This window comes from Deinococcus planocerae (genome assembly GCF_002869765.1).
Taxonomy (GTDB): domain Bacteria; phylum Deinococcota; class Deinococci; order Deinococcales; family Deinococcaceae; genus Deinococcus; species Deinococcus planocerae.
Genome location: NZ_PNOR01000022.1, coordinates 55,877 through 72,583, shown reverse-complemented (window position 1 = coordinate 72,583; position 16,707 = coordinate 55,877). Strand labels below are relative to the sequence as shown.

The window sequence follows — 16,707 nt, the reverse complement described above, 5'->3', positions numbered from 1 at the left end:
CCGGCGCTTGGGACGAGACTTGGAGCGGCTGCCGTCCACCCTCGTCGGGTTCCATTTCCTGGCCGCCTGCGTTCTGCTGTGCAACAACCTCAAGCCCCTTTTTGCATAGCCTTCTTGGCAGCCTCTAAGTCAAAGTATTGAGAATCTATAGACAACAAAACAATAGATTTAGGAGCAATGCCGTGCTTCGTCGATTTGCTATGTTCTGTTATGATTTCCCGTACTCTTTTACCTATATAGACGCTTAGAGCATACAAATCATCTATAGTTTGCAAGAGACCCCAATGATCTATACTTATAGTTGAAGTTTTACCATCCATAAATTTAATTTTTGCATCTGAATGTATTATCGCGTTCCTATATTTAGAGGTTTGTAAAACTCTCTCCCACCTAACGCCTAGAGTTTGTAAATCTATATCAAGGTGCTTTTTGAAATAGTCCGCGTTCTCCTTGAGGCTCCTTTCTCCTATTTTCCTCACTTCTTTCTCTAAATAGTGAGACGTTAGATTGGAGTAGTTGCCAAATCGAATTATAGTACCAAAATCCATCTCCTGACTAGACTTAATGTTAGAGAATAGTTTCGGCACGCTGCGAAATACGACCATAAGAACACTTTTTAGATACTTTTCCAGGGCTGACATTAAAGATACAGCAGTAGAAAGTCTGAGCTTTGATTGATTTGACTCTAAGTTTCTTATGTGATCCTCTTTAAATATGTAGTAGTTGTGATCTACATAAACTAATTTAGTACCCTTACTCGGTGTGGTAGTAATCTTGACAATGTCCTTGTCGGAATTCCTATGTCCTATTATGGAGGAGTGATAAGACTCAAGGGTTGATAGATAGTAGAGACGAATCGACTGCAAATCTCGCCTGAATTCCGATGTGGCACCCATTTTGTAAGTAGCCTCCTCTAAGAGAGTATCTAGATTCTAGACGAACGCCCCATTTCGTTCCAGCATTCACCTTCCCACTCTAAAACCGCCTTATGACCACTCGATCTTCGCCCGACCTCCGTTACGCCCTCGCCCGCATCCACCCTCCCCCTGACGCCCGCCTCTCCTGCATCTGGGCGGCGGAGTCCCGGCCCGACGGGTGGGAGGACGTGCCGCCCGGCGTGCGGGCGTGGTGGCTGTCCCTGACCCGGGAGTTGCTGGGCGGGCCGGGGTGGGGGCGCGTGGTGCTGGTGCAGGACGCGGGGTATCGGTGGTTCCGGATGCGGTACGACGTGCGGGAGGCGACGCCCGAGCGGGTGCGGGCGGCGGTGGAGGGAGACCACGGGGCGCCGTCGTCCGCCGGGTCGTTCACGCTGGCGTGGGGGGCGAGCGTGGAGCGCGGGCGGGTGGTCTGCCGGGGCGCGGCGTTCAGCGTGGGGGATCAACTCGGGGTGTGCCTGTACGCGGTGCCGGATGATCTGGAGCGGCTGGGGGCGTGGGTGGATCAGGAGCAATGGCTGTAAAGTTCTCAGCCTCTTTGTTCCTCTGGTGTCAAGGTATAACTGAGTTATACTTCGGCCATGAAGACCGCTATATCCCTTGACGACCAAACTTTTGCGGAAGCTGAGGCTCTGGCGCAGAAGCTGCGTCTCACCCGCAGCGAACTCTACCGGGCTGCCCTTCGCGAGTTTTTGGCCCGGCACAATGGCGAGGACGTGACGGCAGCACTCGACCGTGTGTATGGTGCAAGTACTGAGCAGGACAATGACTTTCGGCGAGAGGCGGCGCGTCGAGCGTTCGAGGCAAACGAGTGGTAATCGCTCGCGGCGAAATTTGGTGGGCTGACCTGGGCGAGCCCATCGGCAGCCGTCCAGCTTACGTCCGCCCGGTGCTGGTGGTGCAGGCTGACAGCTTCAACCGAAGCCGCATCGCCACCGTCATCGTCGCAGTAATGACCAGCAATCTTGCGCGAGCGGCTGCCCCTGGCAACGTCCTTTTAGAAACCAACCGAACGCGCCTCCCAAAAGACAGTGTGGTGAACGTGTCCAGCCTTGTCGCCCTGAACAGGGCCGAGCTGACGGAACGAGTCTCGGCATTAAGCGTGAGCGCGATGCAGGAGGTAGACGCCGGGTTGCGGCTGGTCTTGGGCCTGTAATCCGTGATGGAAAGCCGCCCGCTCCCCCTCCCCTATCCTCCCCCCCCGACCCCCCCTCCCCGCTCCCAGATTCGCCCCGGCGTGACCGTGGACATCGTGCAGAAGCAGGACCAGCCCACGGGCAGGCTCACGCGCGGGGTGGTGGCGCAGCTTCTCACCAAATCGGCCACCCACCCGCACGGCATCAAAGTCCGCCTCACGAGCGGGCAGGTGGGCCGCGTGCAGGCGGTGGTCGGAGGCGAGGAGGGCTAAAGCCGCAGCCCCCGCACCCGCGTGGGGAGGTGGTAGAGGCCGCTGCTGGCGGTCATGGACAGCTCGGTCCCCTCCGGCCCGCCGAAGCAGAGGTTGGAGACGGTCTCGGGCACGAGGATGCAGCCCAATTCCTCGCCGCCTGGGCTCAGGACGTGAACGCCGTCCCCGGCGCTGGTCCAGACGCGGCCCGAGTCGTCCACCCGAAAGCCGTCGGGCACACCGGGGCGGATGGTGGCCCACTGGCCCTCAGGGGTGACGGTGCCGTCCGGGCTCACGCGGTAGCGGTAGAGGTGGCCCTCGTCGTCGTGGGTGTCGGACACGAGGAGGACGCCCGGTGCGGCGAAGGCGAGGCCGTTGGGCATCCGGCGGTCACGGATGGGGGCGGTAAGGGTCCCGTCCGGGGCGAGGCGGTAGACGTGGTTGCCCGGCTGCTCCCGTTCGCCGCCGTAGCCCTCCTCGGGCTGGTCGATACCGTAGGTGGGGTCGGTAAACCACAGGCTGCCGTCCGGGTGGAGGGTCACGTCGTTGGGGCTGCTGAGCCTGCGGCCCTCGAAGGTGTCGGCGAGAATGGTCCAGGCCCCGTTTTCCTCCTGCCGGACGAGCGCGCGCTGGCCGTGCGAGCAGGCGACGAGGCGGCCCCCGGCGTCCAGCGTGTGCCCGTTCTGGTGGTGGCTCGGGTGCATCTCCTCTTGCAACCCTTCAGAGCGGGACCAGCGCCAGGTGCGGTTCTGGCGCACGTCGCTGAAGATCACGGCGTCTGTCCCCGGGTGGTAGACCGGACCCTCCGCCCAGGTGAAGCCTTCCGCCAGCCGGGTCAGCGCGGCTCCTTCCGGGAACAGGTCGAGGAACTCGGGGCGGGTCGCGGCGAGGTGGGTCATGGTCCCCATCCTGCCTGAAGTGGGTCGGGACTCGTCCAACGTCCCTCCATCTCCCCCTTACCCCTCGCCTGCCCTCCCGGCTTACGGTGCGCGCAAGGAGGCAGGGTATGCCCGAAGCGTGGAACGACAAGGACGAGCGGCAGTACGAGCACATCAAGGAGAGCGAGCTCGCGCGCGGCGAGTCCGAGGAACTCGCCGAGGAGATCGCCGCCCGCACGGTGAACAAGCACCGCCGACAGGAGGGCCGCACGCCGAATAGGCGAACCCAGGGCACGGGCAACCCGAACGCAGAGCTAGCCGACCTCACCCGCGACGAGCTGTACAACCGGGCGAAGGAAAAGGGCATCCAGGGCCGCAGAGGCATGAGCAAGGCGGAACTGGTCGCGGCGCTGAGCTGAGGCGGACGGGAAGGGCGCTCCTAATCGAAAGGTCAGGGGCGTTTCTCTTGCTAGGAACGGGACACCTGCCTTCCGGGAAAGGCGCAGCATACAAGTGAAAGGAGTCACGAGCCATGACTGCCCCCGCCCCCATCCCCGCCACCCTCTACCTCCGCACGCTGGGAGACGCCGTGGTCACCCTGGAGGGGCAGCCGCTGACGTGGCCTGCCCACAGCGCCGAGGAGTTGCTGTGGTACCTCCACGCGCACGAGGGCGGGGCGTACCGGGCGGATATCCTCGCGGAGCTGTGGGGGCTGGAGGACACGCCCGCCGCCGCGAACCGCTTCCGGGTGGCGCTGTGCCGGTTGCGGGCGACGCTGGGAAGCACGGACGCGGTGACCGAGGTTCGAGGACGTTACGCGCTGCACCCGGCGCTCCTGGCCCGGAGCGACACCGCCGCGCTGCACGCGGGACTTCACGACGCCCGTTTCGCCCGGGACGACGCCGAGCGCGAGGAAGCCCTGCGGCGGGCGCTGGCGGTGGCGGACGGCGAGTACCTGCCGGGCGTGCGCGGCGAGTGGGCCGACGCGGCGCGGGCGCACCACCGGGCGGCGCGGGTGCGGGCGTACGTGGCCCTCGCCATGCTCCACTGCGCCCGGCGCGAGTGCCCGCTGGCGGCCCTGGCCCTGACCCGCGCGGTCGAGTGCGACCCCCTGATCGGCGAGGACCACCACCAGCGCCTGATGACCTGCCTCGCCGCCACGCGCGGCAAGTACGAGGCCGTCGAGCACTACCGCCGCTACTGCCGCTACCTGCGCGAGGAGGTGGGCGACACCCCCATGTCCGAGACCGCCCACCTCGCCGAGCGCATCAAGCAGGGCGAGGTCCCCTGCGCGGACGCCGTGCTGGCGGCCCCGGCGACCGGACCCCTTCCCTTCCTGGGGAGGTAAGAAGCCCCAGCCCAGCCCCACGTGAGGCGACAGCGCGTGGGGTTTTTGTGAACAGGTAGAGCGCAGTTCTTTTTATCTCCACCCCCTTGAACGCCTGATGTGCAACAGGAAACACATCGTCTGGATACGTTCTTTTGCTCCCTCTCCCCTTGCGGGTGACTCGCAGAGCTGCGCAGCGGAGGGCTGGGGAGAGGGGTAGCGAGCACAGCTCGCCCTCGTGCCAGACGATAAAAAGGCCGTACCGCCCAACCGCTCATTTCGCATCAGGCGTCTCCTGGGGGGAGGCCGGTGGGGGTGAACGGGCCAGGCATCCGAGCACACTGGGAACGCCCTGCCCCTCCTTTAAGCATCTCCGCGACCCACCCACGAGAGAAGTGGGCGCCTGACCTCCCCCCGGTAATGCCCCCGTAACAGCCGGACGTGAGCCTCCCGTTATGGAGGCCTTCACATGAATGTCGCCCAGCTCATGTCCCGCTCGCCCGTGACCGTCTCTCCCGACTCCAGCGTTCCCGACGCCGCCCTGCTGATGCGCCAGCGGGGCATCCGCCGCCTGCCCGTGCTCGAAGACGGGCGGCTCGTCGGCATCGTGACCGACCGCGACCTGCGCGAGGTGATGCCGGGCCGCACCACCACCCTCAGCATGTGGGAGGCGACCACCCGCCTCGCCGCGCTCACCGTGGGGGAGGTCATGCGCCGGGGCGTGGTGACCACCCATCCCGAGGCCGACACCCGGGACGCCGCCTACGCCCTGTTGCGGCACAAGATCGGCGGGATGCCCGTCGTGGACGATGCCGGAATGCTGGTGGGCATGCTCACCGTGACCGACCTGCTGCACGACTACGCCCGGATGCCCGAGCCGGGGACGGACACACCCGCCGTGAGCGAGGAGGCCCGCGCGTGAGTGACCGTTCCGCCAACCCCCCCGCCGAGGATCACGACAACGCCCCGCACGCCGTCCCGCGCGGCACGCTGGTGGTGATCGCTACCCTGCTCCTCGCCCTGATCTTCCTGTGGATGCTTGTCCTGGGTGTCCTCCAGGGGCGGGCCTGAGATGGCGGCCCCCAACCGGCCCGTGCGGCGCCTCGACCACCACACCCTCGCCCTGTACGAGAACATCTGGCTGGGCATCGCCGTCGCGCTGCTGCTGCTGCTGTTTGCCAGCGTGTTCAGCAGCATGATCACCGGCACCTTCCCCCTGCTGAGGGGCACGGGCGGCGGCCACGCGAGCGGGGTGAGCAGCGGGCGGGTCGATCCGAAGAACCTGGCCGCCACGCCCTTCGCCCACCCCGGCCTGCGGCAGAACGCGGACGGCACCCTGGAGGCCTTCGTGGTCGCCCGCGCCTTCAACTTCGAGCCCGCCGTGTTGCGCGTGCCCGCCGGGCAGCCCGTGACCATCCACGTCACCTCCGCCGACGTGGTGCACGGCTACAACGTGACGGGCACGAACATCAACGCCGAGATTCTGCCCGGGCACGTGGCGAGCTTCACCCTCACCTTCCGCCGCCCGGGGGAGCAACACGTTATCTGCAACGAGTACTGCGGGATCGGCCACCAGAGCATGATCAACCGCGTGATCGTCGATCCGCCCGCGGCGCTGACCCGGCCCTAGCGGGGTCGCCGTCGCCGGGAAAAGCAGGATGCCTGCCGATTTCTGAACAGCCCCATTCGAGGAGAACTCCCCTGTGACCACCCCACCCCTCCGCCCCTCCGTGCCGCTGGTGTCCGGCCCCCGTGCGGACGCCACGCCAGACGCGGCCTACCTCGCCAGCCTCAAGAAAGTCACCCAGTACTACGTCGTGACGGGCTTCCTGGCCCTGCTCGTCGGTATTCTCCTCGGCCCGCTTCAGGCGTTCAACTACGCAGGTATCAACGTCTACGACTATCCGCTGCTCAAGGCGCTGATCAAGTCGTACTACCAGGGGCTGACCCTGCACGGGGTCCTGAACGCGCTCGTGTTCACCCAGTTTTTCATCAGCGGATGGATGCTGTACCTCCCGGTGCGTGACCTGGGCGCGCGGATCAACCTGCGCTTTGCCTGGTTCACCTACCTCCTGATGACCGCCGGGCTGCTCACCGCCGCCGTGCCGCTGCTGACGAACGACGCGACCGTGCTCTACACCTTCTACCCGCCGCTGGAGGGGAGCCCCCTCTTCTACATCGGCGCGGGGGTGATGGTGGGGTCGAGCCTGCTCGTCGCGGGGCAGGTCGTCCACACGTGGTGGCGCTGGAAGCGGGAGAACCCGGGCCGGGTCACCCCGCTCGTCACCTTCGGGAGCGTCGCCACCTGGCTGATGTGGTCCATCGCCGCGCTCGGGATCGTCGTCGAGGTGATCGTCCTGCTGATCCCGTGGTCGCTGGGGCTGACCTCCGGGGTGGACCCGCTGCTGGCGCGCACGCTCTTCTGGTGGACCGGGCACCCCATCGTGTACTTCTGGGTGCTGCCCGCCTACATCTCGTGGTACGCCTTCCTGCCCCGGCAGGCGGGGGGCCGCGTCGCCTCCGAGGGGCTCGCCCGGCTGGCCTTCGTACTGTTCCTGATTTTCAGCGTGCCCGTGGGGCTGCACCACCAGTACGCCGACCCCAACATCTCGAATACCTGGAAGAGCATCCACATGCTGCTGACCTTCCTGGTCGCCGTGCCCACCCTCCTGACCGCCTTCAGCGTGGCGGCCAGCCTGGAGGACGGGGCGCGGGCGCGGGGAGGCCGGGGGCTCGTCGGCTGGATAGGCCGCCTCTCCTGGGGCAACGCCTCCTTCAGCGCGCAGGTGCTCGCCATGACCTCCTTCATCTTCGGGGGGGCGGGCGGCGTGGTGAACGCGAGCCTGGCCTTCGGGCCGGTCGTGCACAACACCGCCTGGATTCCCGGGCACTTCCACATCACGGTGGGCACGGCGACGACGCTGACCTTTATGGGGGTGGCCTTCTGGTTCATCCCGCACCTGACGGGCAAGCGGCTTTTCAGCCCGCGCCTGGCGTCTTGGTCGGTCTGGCTGTGGTTCGTCGGCATGATGCTCTTCGCCCTCGGGATGCACTGGCAGGGGCTCCTCGGCGTGCCGCGCCGCTCGCAGATGAGCACCACCGCGCAGGACATCTACCGCCAGATGAATCTCGCCGTCCCGCAGGCGCTGACGGGCCTGAGCGGCATCGTCCTCCTCGTGGGCGGGTTGCTGTTCTTCTGGGTGCTGTTCCGCACGCTGCTTTCGAAGCGTGTGCAGGACGGGGACGCGGTGCCCATCCCCTACAGCGAGGCGATCAGCCCTGCTGGGGAGAAGCTCTCGGAGGCCAGCCTGCTCGTCCGGCGCACCGAGCCGCTGCTCGCCATCTCGGTCTTTGCCTTCTTCCTCGTGTTGCTGGTGTACCTCCCCGTCCTCGGCCCGATGATCGCGGACGCCCAGCTCGTCCCGGGAGCGCGGCTGTGGTGACGCGATTCGGCCAGAAAGGAGGCAACACCTGTGAGTGACGACCGTTTCTTCTCCAGGCGTGAGATCGTCGCCGCCCTGACCTTCGTGGTGCTGGGGACGGCCATCGGGGTGACCTCATACCGGGCAGGGCTGAATATTGCGGGCGCGAACGCGGGGGCAGTGGTCGCCGCCTCCACCAAACCCGCGCCCCCCAACGGACAGACGCTGTACGCCGGAAACTGCGCCGGGTGCCACGGAGCGCAAGCCCAGGGCGGGGTCGGCCCCAGCCTCGCGGAGACGAAGGGCTGGGCGCTCGCGGACTTCGCCGAGGCGGTCCTGAACGGGCACGCGCCGGGCGGGCGGACCCTTTCGACCGTGATGCCGCACTTCGCGGACACCGGGCTGGACGGGGCACCCCCCACCGACGACCAGATCAAGGCGCTGCACGAGTACATCAAGGGGTTGTAACCCTCAACTGCTCCGGCCTCCGACTTCAAACCGAGTCGGAGGCCGGAACGTGTTGTGCAGGGTGGCGCGGGAGTCCTCCTTACGAGCCACCCTGAGAAGGTCCGAGGTTCAGGTCACGCAACACCTCGGGGTGCTTGTCCACGACACTGAGAAGAACCCGGGCGGGGCCTTCCGGGGTGCGGCGGCCCTGCTCCCAGTTGCGAAGCGTCGCCACACTGATGCCGAGGAGGGCGGCGAATTTCGGCTGGCTGAGACTCAGACGTTCCCGAATGCGGGTGACATCGAGCGGCTGAAAGTCGAAGGCGCGCGAGGGGGCACGCTGACCGCTCAAAATCTCGCCCCCCTCCCTCACGCTGGCGACAAGCTCGTCGAACATGGCTTCGTTCATGGGTAGTTCGCCTCGATGATCTGGCGGAGCACCGCCACCTGGGCTCGGGTCAGGTCCGTGGCCTGAGACTTCGGGTAGATGTACAGCATGAGCAACTGTCGCTGGGTCTCGGCATAGTAATAGATCAAGCGTAACCCTTTGCTCTTGCCGAGGTTGTCGTGGCTGACGCGCGTTTTGCAAAGTCCGCCGCTTCCCCGGATGACCTTGCCGACTTCCGGGTTGGCGACGAGCATGTTCTGGAGTTCCCGGTCCTCGTTTTCGCCCATCAGGTCACGGATCAGGCGGGTGAACACACTCGTTTCGACAATCACCATGCCGAGTTCCCAGCCTGACTTATACCCCCTACTATACGCCATTGGCGTACTGTAGAAATCGGAGCGTCCGTACCTTCACCCTACCTTGACCGGTCTACACTTCCCCCCGTGACCCTCTCCCCCGCCGACCTCCCCGCCGTGCGCGCGGCGCTGCTGGGCTGGTTCGACCGCGCCGGACGCGACCTGCCGTGGCGTGTGGGGCCGGAGGGCGGGCGCGACCCCTACCGGGTGTGGGTGTCCGAGGTGCTGCTCCAGCAGACCCAGGTGGCGCGCGGGCGGGTGTACTTCGAGCGTTTTCTGGAGGCGTTCCCGACGGTGGAGGCGCTGGCCGCCGCTCCCATCGAGGCCGTTCTCAAGGCGTGGGAGGGCTGCGGCTACTACGCGCGGGCCAGGAACCTGCACCGGGCGGCGGGCGTGATCGTGCGGGGGGGAATGCCGATGACCCACGAGGGCTGGCGGGCCTTGCCCGGCGTGGGCCCCTACACGGCGGCGGCGGTCGCCAGCCTGGCCTTCGGGGAGGCCAGGGCGGTCAGCGACGGCAACGTGCGGCGGGTGCTCGCGCGGATCCACGGCGAGCGGCAGCCGACGGAAACGTGGGTGCAGGCGCGGGCCGACGACCTGCTCGACCCCGCCCGCCCCGGCGCCCTCAACGAGGCGGTGATGGACCTGGGGGCGACCATTTGCACGCCCAAGAACCCGCGTTGCCACGAGTGCCCCGTCTCCGCGTGGTGCGCGGCCTTCGCGTCGGGGGAGCCCGCCTCCTTCCCCGCCCCCAGGGTCCGCGCCGCCGTCCGCGAGGTTCGTGCCGTGGCCCTGCTCCTCGGCGACGACCGCGAGGCCGTGCTCGAACGGCGGGAGGGGACCCTGCTGGGCGGGTTGATGGGGCTGCCCACCGAGGTCGTCGGGGACGGTGAGGCCGAATGGGACGCAGTGGCCCGCCTCGCCGCGCGGCTGGGGGCGACGGTGACGGGCGAACTGGGTACCGTCACCCACACGATGACCCATAGGCTCGTGACGCTGACCGTCTACGGGGGGCAGGGGGGCCCGGCGCGTACCCCCGTCGCCGACGCCGCCCTCTCCCGACTGGATCACAAGGCGCTGGGGCTGTGGCGGGCGCGGGAGGGGTCGCTGTTCGCTGAGGCGTGAAGGGGGCCAAGGGGGACAGCTTGCCCTACCGACTTTGCTTGAGGGAAGTAGCAGGACACTTCGAGTGGGTTTGGCTGCCCTGCACGGTCACCCCCTCCCAGCCTCCCCCCTCAAGGGGGAGGGGCAAAAAGCGCTAAGGGCTTGTGCTTTTTAAAACGTCAATCCGGACGCCCCATGAGTGCTCATGACTGGACGCTCCTGGCCCACAACCACGTCGGCTCGCGCAGCGAGACGGTGGGCACGCAGACGGGACGCAACAAGATCACACCTTGCACTTAGGAGAACCCGTCCACCCGCGCCGCCCCTTTGTCCTTGCCGAGCGCAGCGGAAAGCTCCCCCTGCCCCTCTACCTCCGCCGCGCCGCCCACCGTAACGCCATGCCCCTCCTCTCCCTGCCCCTTTGGATGGAAGCCGCCCTCCCCCCCAGGCGCTACACTGACGCCCGTCATGACCCGCCCGCCCCTCAAAGCCGCCCTGCGTACCGCCAAGAAAACGCGTGACGCGGCGCGCGGCGCCCTGTTGTGGGGCTACGAGCAACGCCTCGCCCGGGCGGTGCGGGACCACGGCAAATTGCCCCAGCACCTCGGCCTGATTCTCGACGGCAACCGGCGCTTTGCCCGCGCGAGCGGTTTGCAACGCGATCTGGGGCATTCGTTCGGGGCGGACAAGGCACACGAGGTCTTGCAGTGGTGCCTGGAGCTGGGCATTCCCGCCGTGACCATCTGGGTGCTGAGTACCGACAACGTGAGCCGCGCCCCCGAGGAACTCGCGCATATCCTGGCGCTGCTGGAACGCGAGGCCCTCAATCTCGCCACCGACCCGCGCATCCACGCCAACCGGGTGCGCGTGCGCGCCATCGGGCAGCACCACGATTTTCCAGTGAACGTCCTCGACGCCCTGCGCGAGCTGGAGGAAAAGACCGCCTCATACGACGGGATGCTCCTGAATATCGCGGTGGGGTACGGGGGCCGCGAGGAGATTGTGGACGCCGTGAAGCAGTACCTCGCGGCCCAGGCGGCGGCGGGCGAGACGCTGGCGGGCGTGATCGAGAGGCTGAAGCCCGAGGACATCAGCGCACACCTGTACACGGCGGGCGTTCCCGACCCCGACTTCATCATCCGCACGAGCGGCGAGATCCGGCTTTCGGGCTTCATGCTGTGGCAGAGCGTGTATTCCGAGTACTACTTCTGCGACGTGTACTGGCCGGGCTTTCGCCGGGTGGACTTCCTGCGCGCCCTGCGCGACTTCCAGGGGCGGGACCGCAGATTCGGGAAATAGGAGGGGGCCTGCCCACCAACGTGGCGAGCCCTCTCTTCCTCAGCGCGGACGCAGGGTGACGGTCTGGTCGAGGCGGACCAGCATCTGAAGCTGCTCGCCGCCGGGCTGGGTCAGGCTGACCCGCAGGCGCATGGCCTGGGTTTGAGCGCTGCCCACCGGGAGGCCGTCGGGGCGGTAGAGGCTCAGGCCGCCGCCCTGCGAACCCTCCAGCAGTTCGAGGCGCAGGCCCGGGCCCGCCGCCTGCGCGCCGCCGAAGTCGAGCGTCCACGCGCCCGTGGTGGTGCGGGTGTCGAAGACGTGGAGCCCTGCCGGGTTCACGCCCCGGTAGGTCGTGGCCGTGGTGACGGTCAGGGGGCTCGCCTGCACCTGCCCGAGCGGGTTCTCCCCGCCCCCCAGCCCGGCGGCGAAGGACCCCAGGAGGCTGCCCAGCAGGGCCTGCACGTCCACCGTGCTCGTCCGGGTGACGGTCTGCCCGGACGCGAAGGCCTGCCCGTACACGCCCGTGAGGTCCCCGCCCGTACCCGACTGGGCCCGCAGCGCCTCGGGGCTCAGGCCGGAGAGGGCGGACTGCACGAGCGGGTTGTCGCTCTCGATGCGGGTCAGCGTCACCCTGCCGTCCGGGGCCACCGTCTGCACGAGGCGGATGGAGAGGGGCCCCTGACCGGGGGGCTCGGTCACCACGGTGTTCAGCAGGGTGACGGTGCCGTCGGCGGCGCGTTCCTGCACCCGGTAGAAGACCTTGCCGGAAGTGGTCTGGGCGCCCGCCTGGGCCAACGCCTCCTGAAGACCACGCCGCAGCTCGTTCAGCTCCGCCTCGCTCGGGCCCGTGCCGCCGTCCGGGGCCGTCACCCGCACGTCCTCCAGGGTCAGGCGCGTGACGGTGGTCTGGGCGAGTTCGACCAGCGTGCCGGGCTGCGCGCTCAGGCTCAGGGTCACCGTGCCCGCGGCGGGGGCGGAGACGGCGGGCGGGGTGGCCGGGCTCGCCCCGCCCTGGGCACTCGCGGAGGGGAGGCTCAGCAGCAGGGCCGTCAGCAGGAGGGTTCGCATACGCCCCACGGTACGCTCCCCGGCGGGCGGAGGTTGCCGCAGGTGCGCGGGCCGGGCCCGTTGCCCCCCCCCGTTCACCCCTTCCCCATCTGCGGGCGGGAGACGGGCGCCCGTGCGGCACAATGGGCGCCATGACCGACTCGCCTGACGCCCCGTACGCCCAGCCCCGCCCAGACCCGCGGCCCGACGCGCGGCTGGTGGCCCTGCACGCCGAGCGCGGCGACCCCCACACCCGGCTCGCGGGCGCCCTCGCCGCGCTGGAGGGGGCCGACTGGGGCCTGACCCTGGCGGGCGAGGCCGCGCTCGCCCGGCAACTCGCCGCGCTGCTGGGGCCCGGCGTGCTGCGGGTGGACGAGCGGCTGGGCGTGAACCGCGCGGCCCTCGCCGGGCAGGGCCTCGCCGCCGCCGGGCTCGACGCCGACTGGACGGGCGCGCGCGGCGTGTGGCTCGCCGAGCCCGACGACCGGTTGCTGCGCCGGGCGGCGCGCGCCGGGGTGCCCGTGATCGTGGACGCCACCCTCGCGCCGGGGGGAGGCTGGACCTCGCGCGGCGCCGCCTACGTGGTCTACCGCGACCCGGTGACGCTGACCGGCTTCGGCGACGGGCACCTCGCGCTGCTCTTCGGCCCGGGCCGCGCGCCCGCCCCCGCGGCCCCCGCCCCCGCCGACCTGACCGTGGCCCTCGCCCTGCGCGACGTGGCGACGTTGCCCCTGCGGCTCGCCCGCGCCGCCCGCACGACCGCCCAACTCGCCGAGCGGCTGGGCGGGGGCGCGCTCCCCTTCGGCCCGACCGCCCTGCTGCTGCCCCCCGACGCGGCGCCCGACACCCCCCACCTCCCCGGCGGGGTGCTCGCCGCCACCCGCAGCGTCGAGGGCGGGGTGATCTTCACGCCCGGGTTGCAGGACGCGCAGACGGCCCTCGCCCTCTTGCGCGCCCCCCAGGTGCAGGAGCCGGTCAACGCCCCCATCCCCCTCGTGCGAGACCTGGAGGGCACCCCGGAGATGGACGGGCAGGACGAGCCGCAGGACCCCCCCCCCCCTGCGCCCGTTCAGGAAGAGGCCCCGCCGCGACGCGACGACCGCTTCCGGCGTGACCGGGGGGGCCGGCCCGACCGCCCCGCCCGCGCCGACCTCCCCCGGCCCGACCAGCCGCAGCCCGACGTCCCCCGCGCCGACGCGCCCCGGGGCCTCGACCGGGTGACCTTCGACGCGCCCGAGCCCCTCCCGCCTGAGGAGGCGCCGTGGACCCCGGAGATCGTGTTCAGCAGCCCGCCCCCGGCGCCCGCGCCCCTGCCCACCCCCGTGAGCGCGGGGCCCGACGCCCCCGAGCTGGAACCCACGCCGCCCCTCGCCGCCCCAGACGTGACGGTGGACGCGGTGGAGGAGACGCCCGCCGAGGCCGAGCCGACCCGGGCCGCCGAGCCGGAGCCCGAGCCCACCCCCACCCTGCCCGACCTGCCGCCCGACCTGCCGACGGCGGAGGCGGGGGGGGGCGCGCCCGATCCGGCGGCCAACCTCACCGACGAGCAGGCCGCCGTGTACGCCCGGCTGCGCGAGTGGCGCAACGCCGAGGCCAAGCGGCAGGAGGTCAGCCGCTTCATCATCGCCAGCAACGCCACCCTGGCCGAGATCGCCCGCCGGGTGCCCTACACCCTCGACGACCTGCGGGCCGTGCGCGGCATGGGTCCCGAGCGGCTGCGCAAGTACGGGGAAAAGATTCTGGAGGTGGTGCGGGGGTAGGGGCGGGGTCAGCCAATCGTGCAGGGCCAGGTCGAGTACGGCGTGGCCCTGATCTCGCTTCTGCCCTTCACCCTGGCCTGTAAGCGCGGAAGTTTGCTCCGTGACATCACTCGACCCTCCCCTAGCACGGCCTGCCAGACCATCACCGTCCTCGGCAGGCGGCGCCCGTCCACGACCAGAAGCGGGGAGCCGCGGCGTGCGCTTCCTCTGGGAGTCGGAGAGGGAACTTCCCTGTGCAGGTCGCAGCCGGAACCGCTCGACCTCACGTCTTCCCAACTCCTTCCTGTTGCGGTGGTGGGAAGCTGACCGCCTTCTGACTCAACAATGAATGCGAAATTTTTAAAAGATGTGTAGGATGAGTGGACTCCACTTGCGACAATTCGAGCCTGAAGTCGTCGGTATGACGCCCCGCGTCACGACCTAGGAGGACGTATGCCCGAGGAACGATCCAAGCACCTTACTCCCACCTTATCTGTACGCCATGCGGGCCTGTTGCTGCTGAGCCTGGCGCTGGCCGCGTGCAGCCAGCAGGCCTCCACACCCGCTGCTGGGGCTCTCAACGACATGCAGTTCGAGGCTGAGGCCGGCACCATCCAGGCCTTCACCACCCCGCAGACCGTCGCCGATCCGCGCAACGGAGGCCGCATCATCAACGATCCCAATGCCTCCGGCGGCAAGGCCGTGATCCTGCTGGGCACCAACGACAACGTACGTTTCGTCGTCCCGGGCAGCGTCAAGGCCGGGCGTTACACCGTCTCGGTCGTGGGGAAGGGCGAGGAGTACAAGGGCTGGCCCACCGTCGATTTGAACGACGCGCGGCAACGACGGCTGGCGGTGGCGACGCTGGACTCGGCGACGTATGTCAACCGGAAGTTCGGGGACTTCGACCTGAAGCCGGGGCAGGTGTTCAACCTGTCGTTCATCAACGACCTGTACGAGGGCCGTAGCAGGGACCGCAACGCCATCGTCGACTACCTGACCATCGAGCCTGTCGAGAAGACGCCGACGCCTCCTGCTCCGCCACCCCCCACCCAGCCCTCCAGCTTCGTCTCCCAGTTCGGCACGGCAGGTAACGACCTCCTCAGGGACGTTGCCGTGACGGCCACCGGCGAGAGCTACGTGGTGGGCAACAGCCCCGAGCCCATCGTGCGGAAGGTCAGCGCCCAGGGCACGGAAGTGTGGACCCGTCAGATCAGTTCGGATGTCCTTGTTCAGGGAGTGAGCGCCGACCCAAGCGGTAACGCGTACGTCCTGGGGACCCTCTTCGGTGAGACCGCCTCCGGAGGCTCCGATGTGGTCCTGCAAAAGTATGCCCCGGACGGCACCCTGGTCTGGACCCGGCAGTTCGGCTCGGCGGAACGTGACCTGATCGCGGGGCTTGGCGTGGACGACAGCGGCAACGTCTACGTGGTCGGCAACTCCGGCGCGCTGCTCCCCGGGCAGCAGGGATACGACGGTCCTCCCCCGCTCCCCGGGTCACCCGCCCCCTTCGTTCGCAAGTACACGCCGGCAGGGGAGCTGGTCTGGAGTCAGCAGTTTGCGACGGCGCAGCGCGACTTCCCCAACGGCGACGGATCATTCCGGGAGATTGTGGCGAGCGAGGCCCTGGACGCGGCGGTGGATGCGGGCGGCAACGTGTACATCGCCGGCGTGACGGCGACGGCCTTCCCGGGTTCGACCCAGACCGGGAGAAGGGACGGCTTCGTCCGGAAGTACACGTCGGCTGGGCAGGAGGTCTGGACCCAGCAACTCGGGGCGAAGAGGCCCTCCACGGGCGAGGGCGGCTTCATCAGCAATGTCAAGATCGGCGTGGACGCCCAGGGCAACAGCTATGTCGGAGGGGATGTGACGGGCACGCTGGAGGGAAGCGACAACGTCGGGAGCGGCATCAACTTCCTGGCAAAGTTCGGCTCCTCCGGCCCTGTCGTCTGGAGTCGGCAATTTGGTCCCTCCGACGAGGAACGAATTCCCGGAGCCGTGACCCAGCAGATTACGGATGTCGCGGTGGACCCGGCGGGCAACGCCTTTGTCAGTGGGATCACGGCGCTTTCGTTGCCGGGGCAGAGCAGCGCGGGCGCCCAAGACATCTTCGTGCTGAAATACGGGGCGAACGGGGACCTGCTCGCAACCCGGCAACTGGGAACGTCTTCTTTCGATACCGTGCTGGGAGCGGCGGCGGGAACGAATGGCAGCGTCTACCTGGCGGGGTACACGGGTGGAGCATTCACCAGCCAGACGAATGCCGGAATGGACGACGCCCTGCTCGTCAAACTCACGCCCTGATCCCATCCTTCCTGGAGACCACAGGTTGCCCCATGCCCCCTTCGAGAAGGAAGGCATGGGGTTTCACTTCGCCGCCCGCACACCGGCCAGAGCGT

General features: G+C 68.2%; 20 protein-coding genes and 1 pseudogene. 16 read left to right on the top strand and 5 right to left on the bottom strand.

Features of this window, described 5'->3' with window-relative positions:
- Positions 1-109, top strand: a pseudogene (locus A7B18_RS13720) (IS5/IS1182 family transposase); the annotation flags it as partial.
- Here the strand turns inward: A7B18_RS13720 and A7B18_RS22025 are convergent.
- Positions 90-896, bottom strand: a complete 807-nt coding sequence (locus A7B18_RS22025) for a hypothetical protein (RefSeq protein ID WP_180970160.1) — start codon at positions 894-896, stop codon at positions 90-92. The pseudogene A7B18_RS13720 and the gene A7B18_RS22025 sit on opposite strands and share 20 nt — an antisense overlap.
- Before the next feature lie 92 nt (positions 897-988).
- Between A7B18_RS22025 and A7B18_RS13715 the strand changes: the two genes are divergently transcribed.
- From A7B18_RS13715 to A7B18_RS13700, 4 genes are read left to right on the top strand one after another with little or no spacing between them, the layout of a single operon-like run.
- A complete protein-coding gene (locus tag A7B18_RS13715; RefSeq protein ID WP_102127259.1) occupies positions 989-1,459 on the top strand; it encodes a hypothetical protein in 471 nt (156 codons plus the stop codon).
- Positions 1,460-1,516: 57 nt separating this feature from the next.
- Positions 1,517-1,753, top strand: coding sequence for a type II toxin-antitoxin system VapB family antitoxin (locus A7B18_RS13710; RefSeq protein ID WP_102127258.1), 237 nt, complete (start codon positions 1,517-1,519; stop codon positions 1,751-1,753).
- The gene (locus tag A7B18_RS13705; protein ID WP_102127257.1) at positions 1,747-2,091 is read left to right on the top strand and encodes a type II toxin-antitoxin system PemK/MazF family toxin; all 345 of its coding nucleotides are present in this window, start codon (positions 1,747-1,749) and stop codon (positions 2,089-2,091) included. Before A7B18_RS13710 ends, A7B18_RS13705 begins: the two co-directional genes overlap by 7 nt.
- Positions 2,092-2,097: 6 nt before the next feature.
- On the top strand, positions 2,098-2,343 hold the full coding sequence (locus A7B18_RS13700) for a YwbE family protein (RefSeq protein ID WP_102127256.1): 246 nt from the start codon (positions 2,098-2,100) through the stop codon (positions 2,341-2,343).
- On the opposite strand, the gene A7B18_RS13695 is transcribed toward A7B18_RS13700, so the two are convergent.
- Positions 2,340-3,221, bottom strand: a complete 882-nt coding sequence (locus A7B18_RS13695) for an SMP-30/gluconolactonase/LRE family protein (protein WP_102127255.1) — start codon at positions 3,219-3,221, stop codon at positions 2,340-2,342. The two genes, A7B18_RS13700 and A7B18_RS13695, sit on opposite strands and share 4 nt — an antisense overlap.
- A gap of 107 nt (positions 3,222-3,328) precedes the next feature.
- Between A7B18_RS13695 and A7B18_RS13690 the strand changes: the two genes are divergently transcribed.
- The 7 genes from A7B18_RS13690 to A7B18_RS13665 all read left to right on the top strand — a co-directional run bounded on the left by A7B18_RS13690 (position 3,329) and on the right by A7B18_RS13665 (position 8,417).
- Positions 3,329-3,619 carry a hypothetical protein gene (locus tag A7B18_RS13690; RefSeq protein ID WP_102127254.1) on the top strand — a complete coding sequence of 97 codons (291 nt, stop codon included), beginning with the start codon at positions 3,329-3,331 and terminating at the stop codon, positions 3,617-3,619.
- A gap of 113 nt (positions 3,620-3,732) precedes the next feature.
- Positions 3,733-4,548 (top strand): AfsR/SARP family transcriptional regulator, encoded by an 816-nt coding sequence (locus A7B18_RS13685; RefSeq protein WP_102127253.1) that lies wholly within the window; start codon positions 3,733-3,735, stop codon positions 4,546-4,548.
- Between the two features lie 448 nt (positions 4,549-4,996).
- Entirely contained in the window at positions 4,997-5,449 is a 453-nt protein-coding gene (locus tag A7B18_RS13680) for a CBS domain-containing protein (protein WP_219722131.1), read from the top strand.
- Entirely contained in the window at positions 5,446-5,598 is a 153-nt protein-coding gene (locus tag A7B18_RS22020) for a hypothetical protein (protein ID WP_180970159.1), read from the top strand. The genes A7B18_RS13680 and A7B18_RS22020 overlap by 4 nt, the downstream gene beginning before the upstream one ends.
- Before the next feature lies 1 nt (position 5,599).
- A complete protein-coding gene (locus A7B18_RS13675; protein ID WP_102127252.1) occupies positions 5,600-6,157 on the top strand; it encodes a cytochrome c oxidase subunit II in 558 nt (185 codons plus the stop codon).
- Between the two features lie 73 nt (positions 6,158-6,230).
- On the top strand, positions 6,231-7,970 hold the full coding sequence (locus tag A7B18_RS13670; RefSeq protein WP_219722130.1) for a b(o/a)3-type cytochrome-c oxidase subunit 1: 1,740 nt from the start codon (positions 6,231-6,233) through the stop codon (positions 7,968-7,970).
- A gap of 30 nt (positions 7,971-8,000) precedes the next feature.
- Positions 8,001-8,417 (top strand): c-type cytochrome, encoded by a 417-nt coding sequence (locus tag A7B18_RS13665; RefSeq protein ID WP_102127251.1) that lies wholly within the window; start codon positions 8,001-8,003, stop codon positions 8,415-8,417.
- Positions 8,418-8,496: 79 nt separating this feature from the next.
- Here A7B18_RS13665 and nadS read toward each other — a convergent pair whose 3' ends face one another.
- Both nadS and A7B18_RS13655 read right to left on the bottom strand, forming a co-directional pair.
- Complete coding sequence (gene nadS / locus A7B18_RS13660) at positions 8,497-8,805, bottom strand: NadS family protein (protein WP_102127250.1); 309 nt, start codon at positions 8,803-8,805, stop codon at positions 8,497-8,499.
- The gene (locus A7B18_RS13655) at positions 8,802-9,119 is read right to left on the bottom strand and encodes a type II toxin-antitoxin system RelE/ParE family toxin (RefSeq protein WP_102127249.1); all 318 of its coding nucleotides are present in this window, start codon (positions 9,117-9,119) and stop codon (positions 8,802-8,804) included. The genes nadS and A7B18_RS13655 overlap by 4 nt, the downstream gene beginning before the upstream one ends.
- A gap of 108 nt (positions 9,120-9,227) precedes the next feature.
- Here A7B18_RS13655 and mutY point away from each other — a divergent pair, with 108 nt between their 5' ends.
- A complete protein-coding gene (gene mutY / locus A7B18_RS13650; protein WP_102127248.1) occupies positions 9,228-10,265 on the top strand; it encodes an A/G-specific adenine glycosylase in 1,038 nt (345 codons plus the stop codon).
- A gap of 447 nt (positions 10,266-10,712) precedes the next feature.
- Positions 10,713-11,543 (top strand): isoprenyl transferase, encoded by an 831-nt coding sequence (locus A7B18_RS13645; protein ID WP_102127247.1) that lies wholly within the window; start codon positions 10,713-10,715, stop codon positions 11,541-11,543.
- 39 nt (positions 11,544-11,582) lie between these two features.
- Here the strand turns inward: A7B18_RS13645 and A7B18_RS13640 are convergent, their stop codons facing one another.
- Positions 11,583-12,590: a hypothetical protein gene (locus tag A7B18_RS13640; RefSeq protein ID WP_102127246.1), complete on the bottom strand. Its 1,008-nt coding sequence runs from the start codon at positions 12,588-12,590 to the stop codon at positions 11,583-11,585.
- Between the two features lie 131 nt (positions 12,591-12,721).
- On the opposite strand from A7B18_RS13640, the gene A7B18_RS13635 reads away from it, so the two are divergent.
- Positions 12,722-14,329, top strand: a complete 1,608-nt coding sequence (locus A7B18_RS13635; RefSeq protein WP_102127268.1) for an HRDC domain-containing protein — start codon at positions 12,722-12,724, stop codon at positions 14,327-14,329.
- A gap of 432 nt (positions 14,330-14,761) precedes the next feature.
- A complete protein-coding gene (locus tag A7B18_RS13630) occupies positions 14,762-16,612 on the top strand; it encodes an SBBP repeat-containing protein (protein ID WP_102127245.1) in 1,851 nt (616 codons plus the stop codon).
- Positions 16,613-16,707: the final 95 nt, after the last annotated feature.

Excerpts from the sequence above, each read along its gene's own strand:
- A7B18_RS22025 (WP_180970160.1), bottom strand. The coding sequence starts at position 896 with ATGGGTGCCACATCGGAATTCAGGCGAGATTTGCAGTCGATTCGTCTC.
- A7B18_RS13715 (WP_102127259.1), top strand. The coding sequence starts at position 989 with ATGACCACTCGATCTTCGCCCGACCTCCGTTACGCCCTCGCCCGCATC.
- A7B18_RS13710 (WP_102127258.1), top strand. The coding sequence starts at position 1,517 with ATGAAGACCGCTATATCCCTTGACGACCAAACTTTTGCGGAAGCTGAG.
- A7B18_RS13700 (WP_102127256.1), top strand. The coding sequence starts at position 2,098 with ATGGAAAGCCGCCCGCTCCCCCTCCCCTATCCTCCCCCCCCGACCCCC.
- A7B18_RS13695 (WP_102127255.1), bottom strand. The coding sequence starts at position 3,221 with ATGACCCACCTCGCCGCGACCCGCCCCGAGTTCCTCGACCTGTTCCCG.
- A7B18_RS13690 (WP_102127254.1), top strand. The coding sequence starts at position 3,329 with ATGCCCGAAGCGTGGAACGACAAGGACGAGCGGCAGTACGAGCACATC.
- A7B18_RS13685 (WP_102127253.1), top strand. The coding sequence starts at position 3,733 with ATGACTGCCCCCGCCCCCATCCCCGCCACCCTCTACCTCCGCACGCTG.
- A7B18_RS13680 (WP_219722131.1), top strand. The coding sequence starts at position 4,997 with ATGAATGTCGCCCAGCTCATGTCCCGCTCGCCCGTGACCGTCTCTCCC.
- A7B18_RS13675 (WP_102127252.1), top strand. The coding sequence starts at position 5,600 with ATGGCGGCCCCCAACCGGCCCGTGCGGCGCCTCGACCACCACACCCTC.
- nadS (WP_102127250.1), bottom strand. The coding sequence starts at position 8,805 with ATGAACGAAGCCATGTTCGACGAGCTTGTCGCCAGCGTGAGGGAGGGG.
- A7B18_RS13655 (WP_102127249.1), bottom strand. The coding sequence starts at position 9,119 with ATGGTGATTGTCGAAACGAGTGTGTTCACCCGCCTGATCCGTGACCTG.
- A7B18_RS13645 (WP_102127247.1), top strand. The coding sequence starts at position 10,713 with ATGACCCGCCCGCCCCTCAAAGCCGCCCTGCGTACCGCCAAGAAAACG.
- A7B18_RS13640 (WP_102127246.1), bottom strand. The coding sequence starts at position 12,590 with ATGCGAACCCTCCTGCTGACGGCCCTGCTGCTGAGCCTCCCCTCCGCG.
- A7B18_RS13635 (WP_102127268.1), top strand. The coding sequence starts at position 12,722 with ATGACCGACTCGCCTGACGCCCCGTACGCCCAGCCCCGCCCAGACCCG.
- A7B18_RS13630 (WP_102127245.1), top strand. The coding sequence starts at position 14,762 with ATGCCCGAGGAACGATCCAAGCACCTTACTCCCACCTTATCTGTACGC.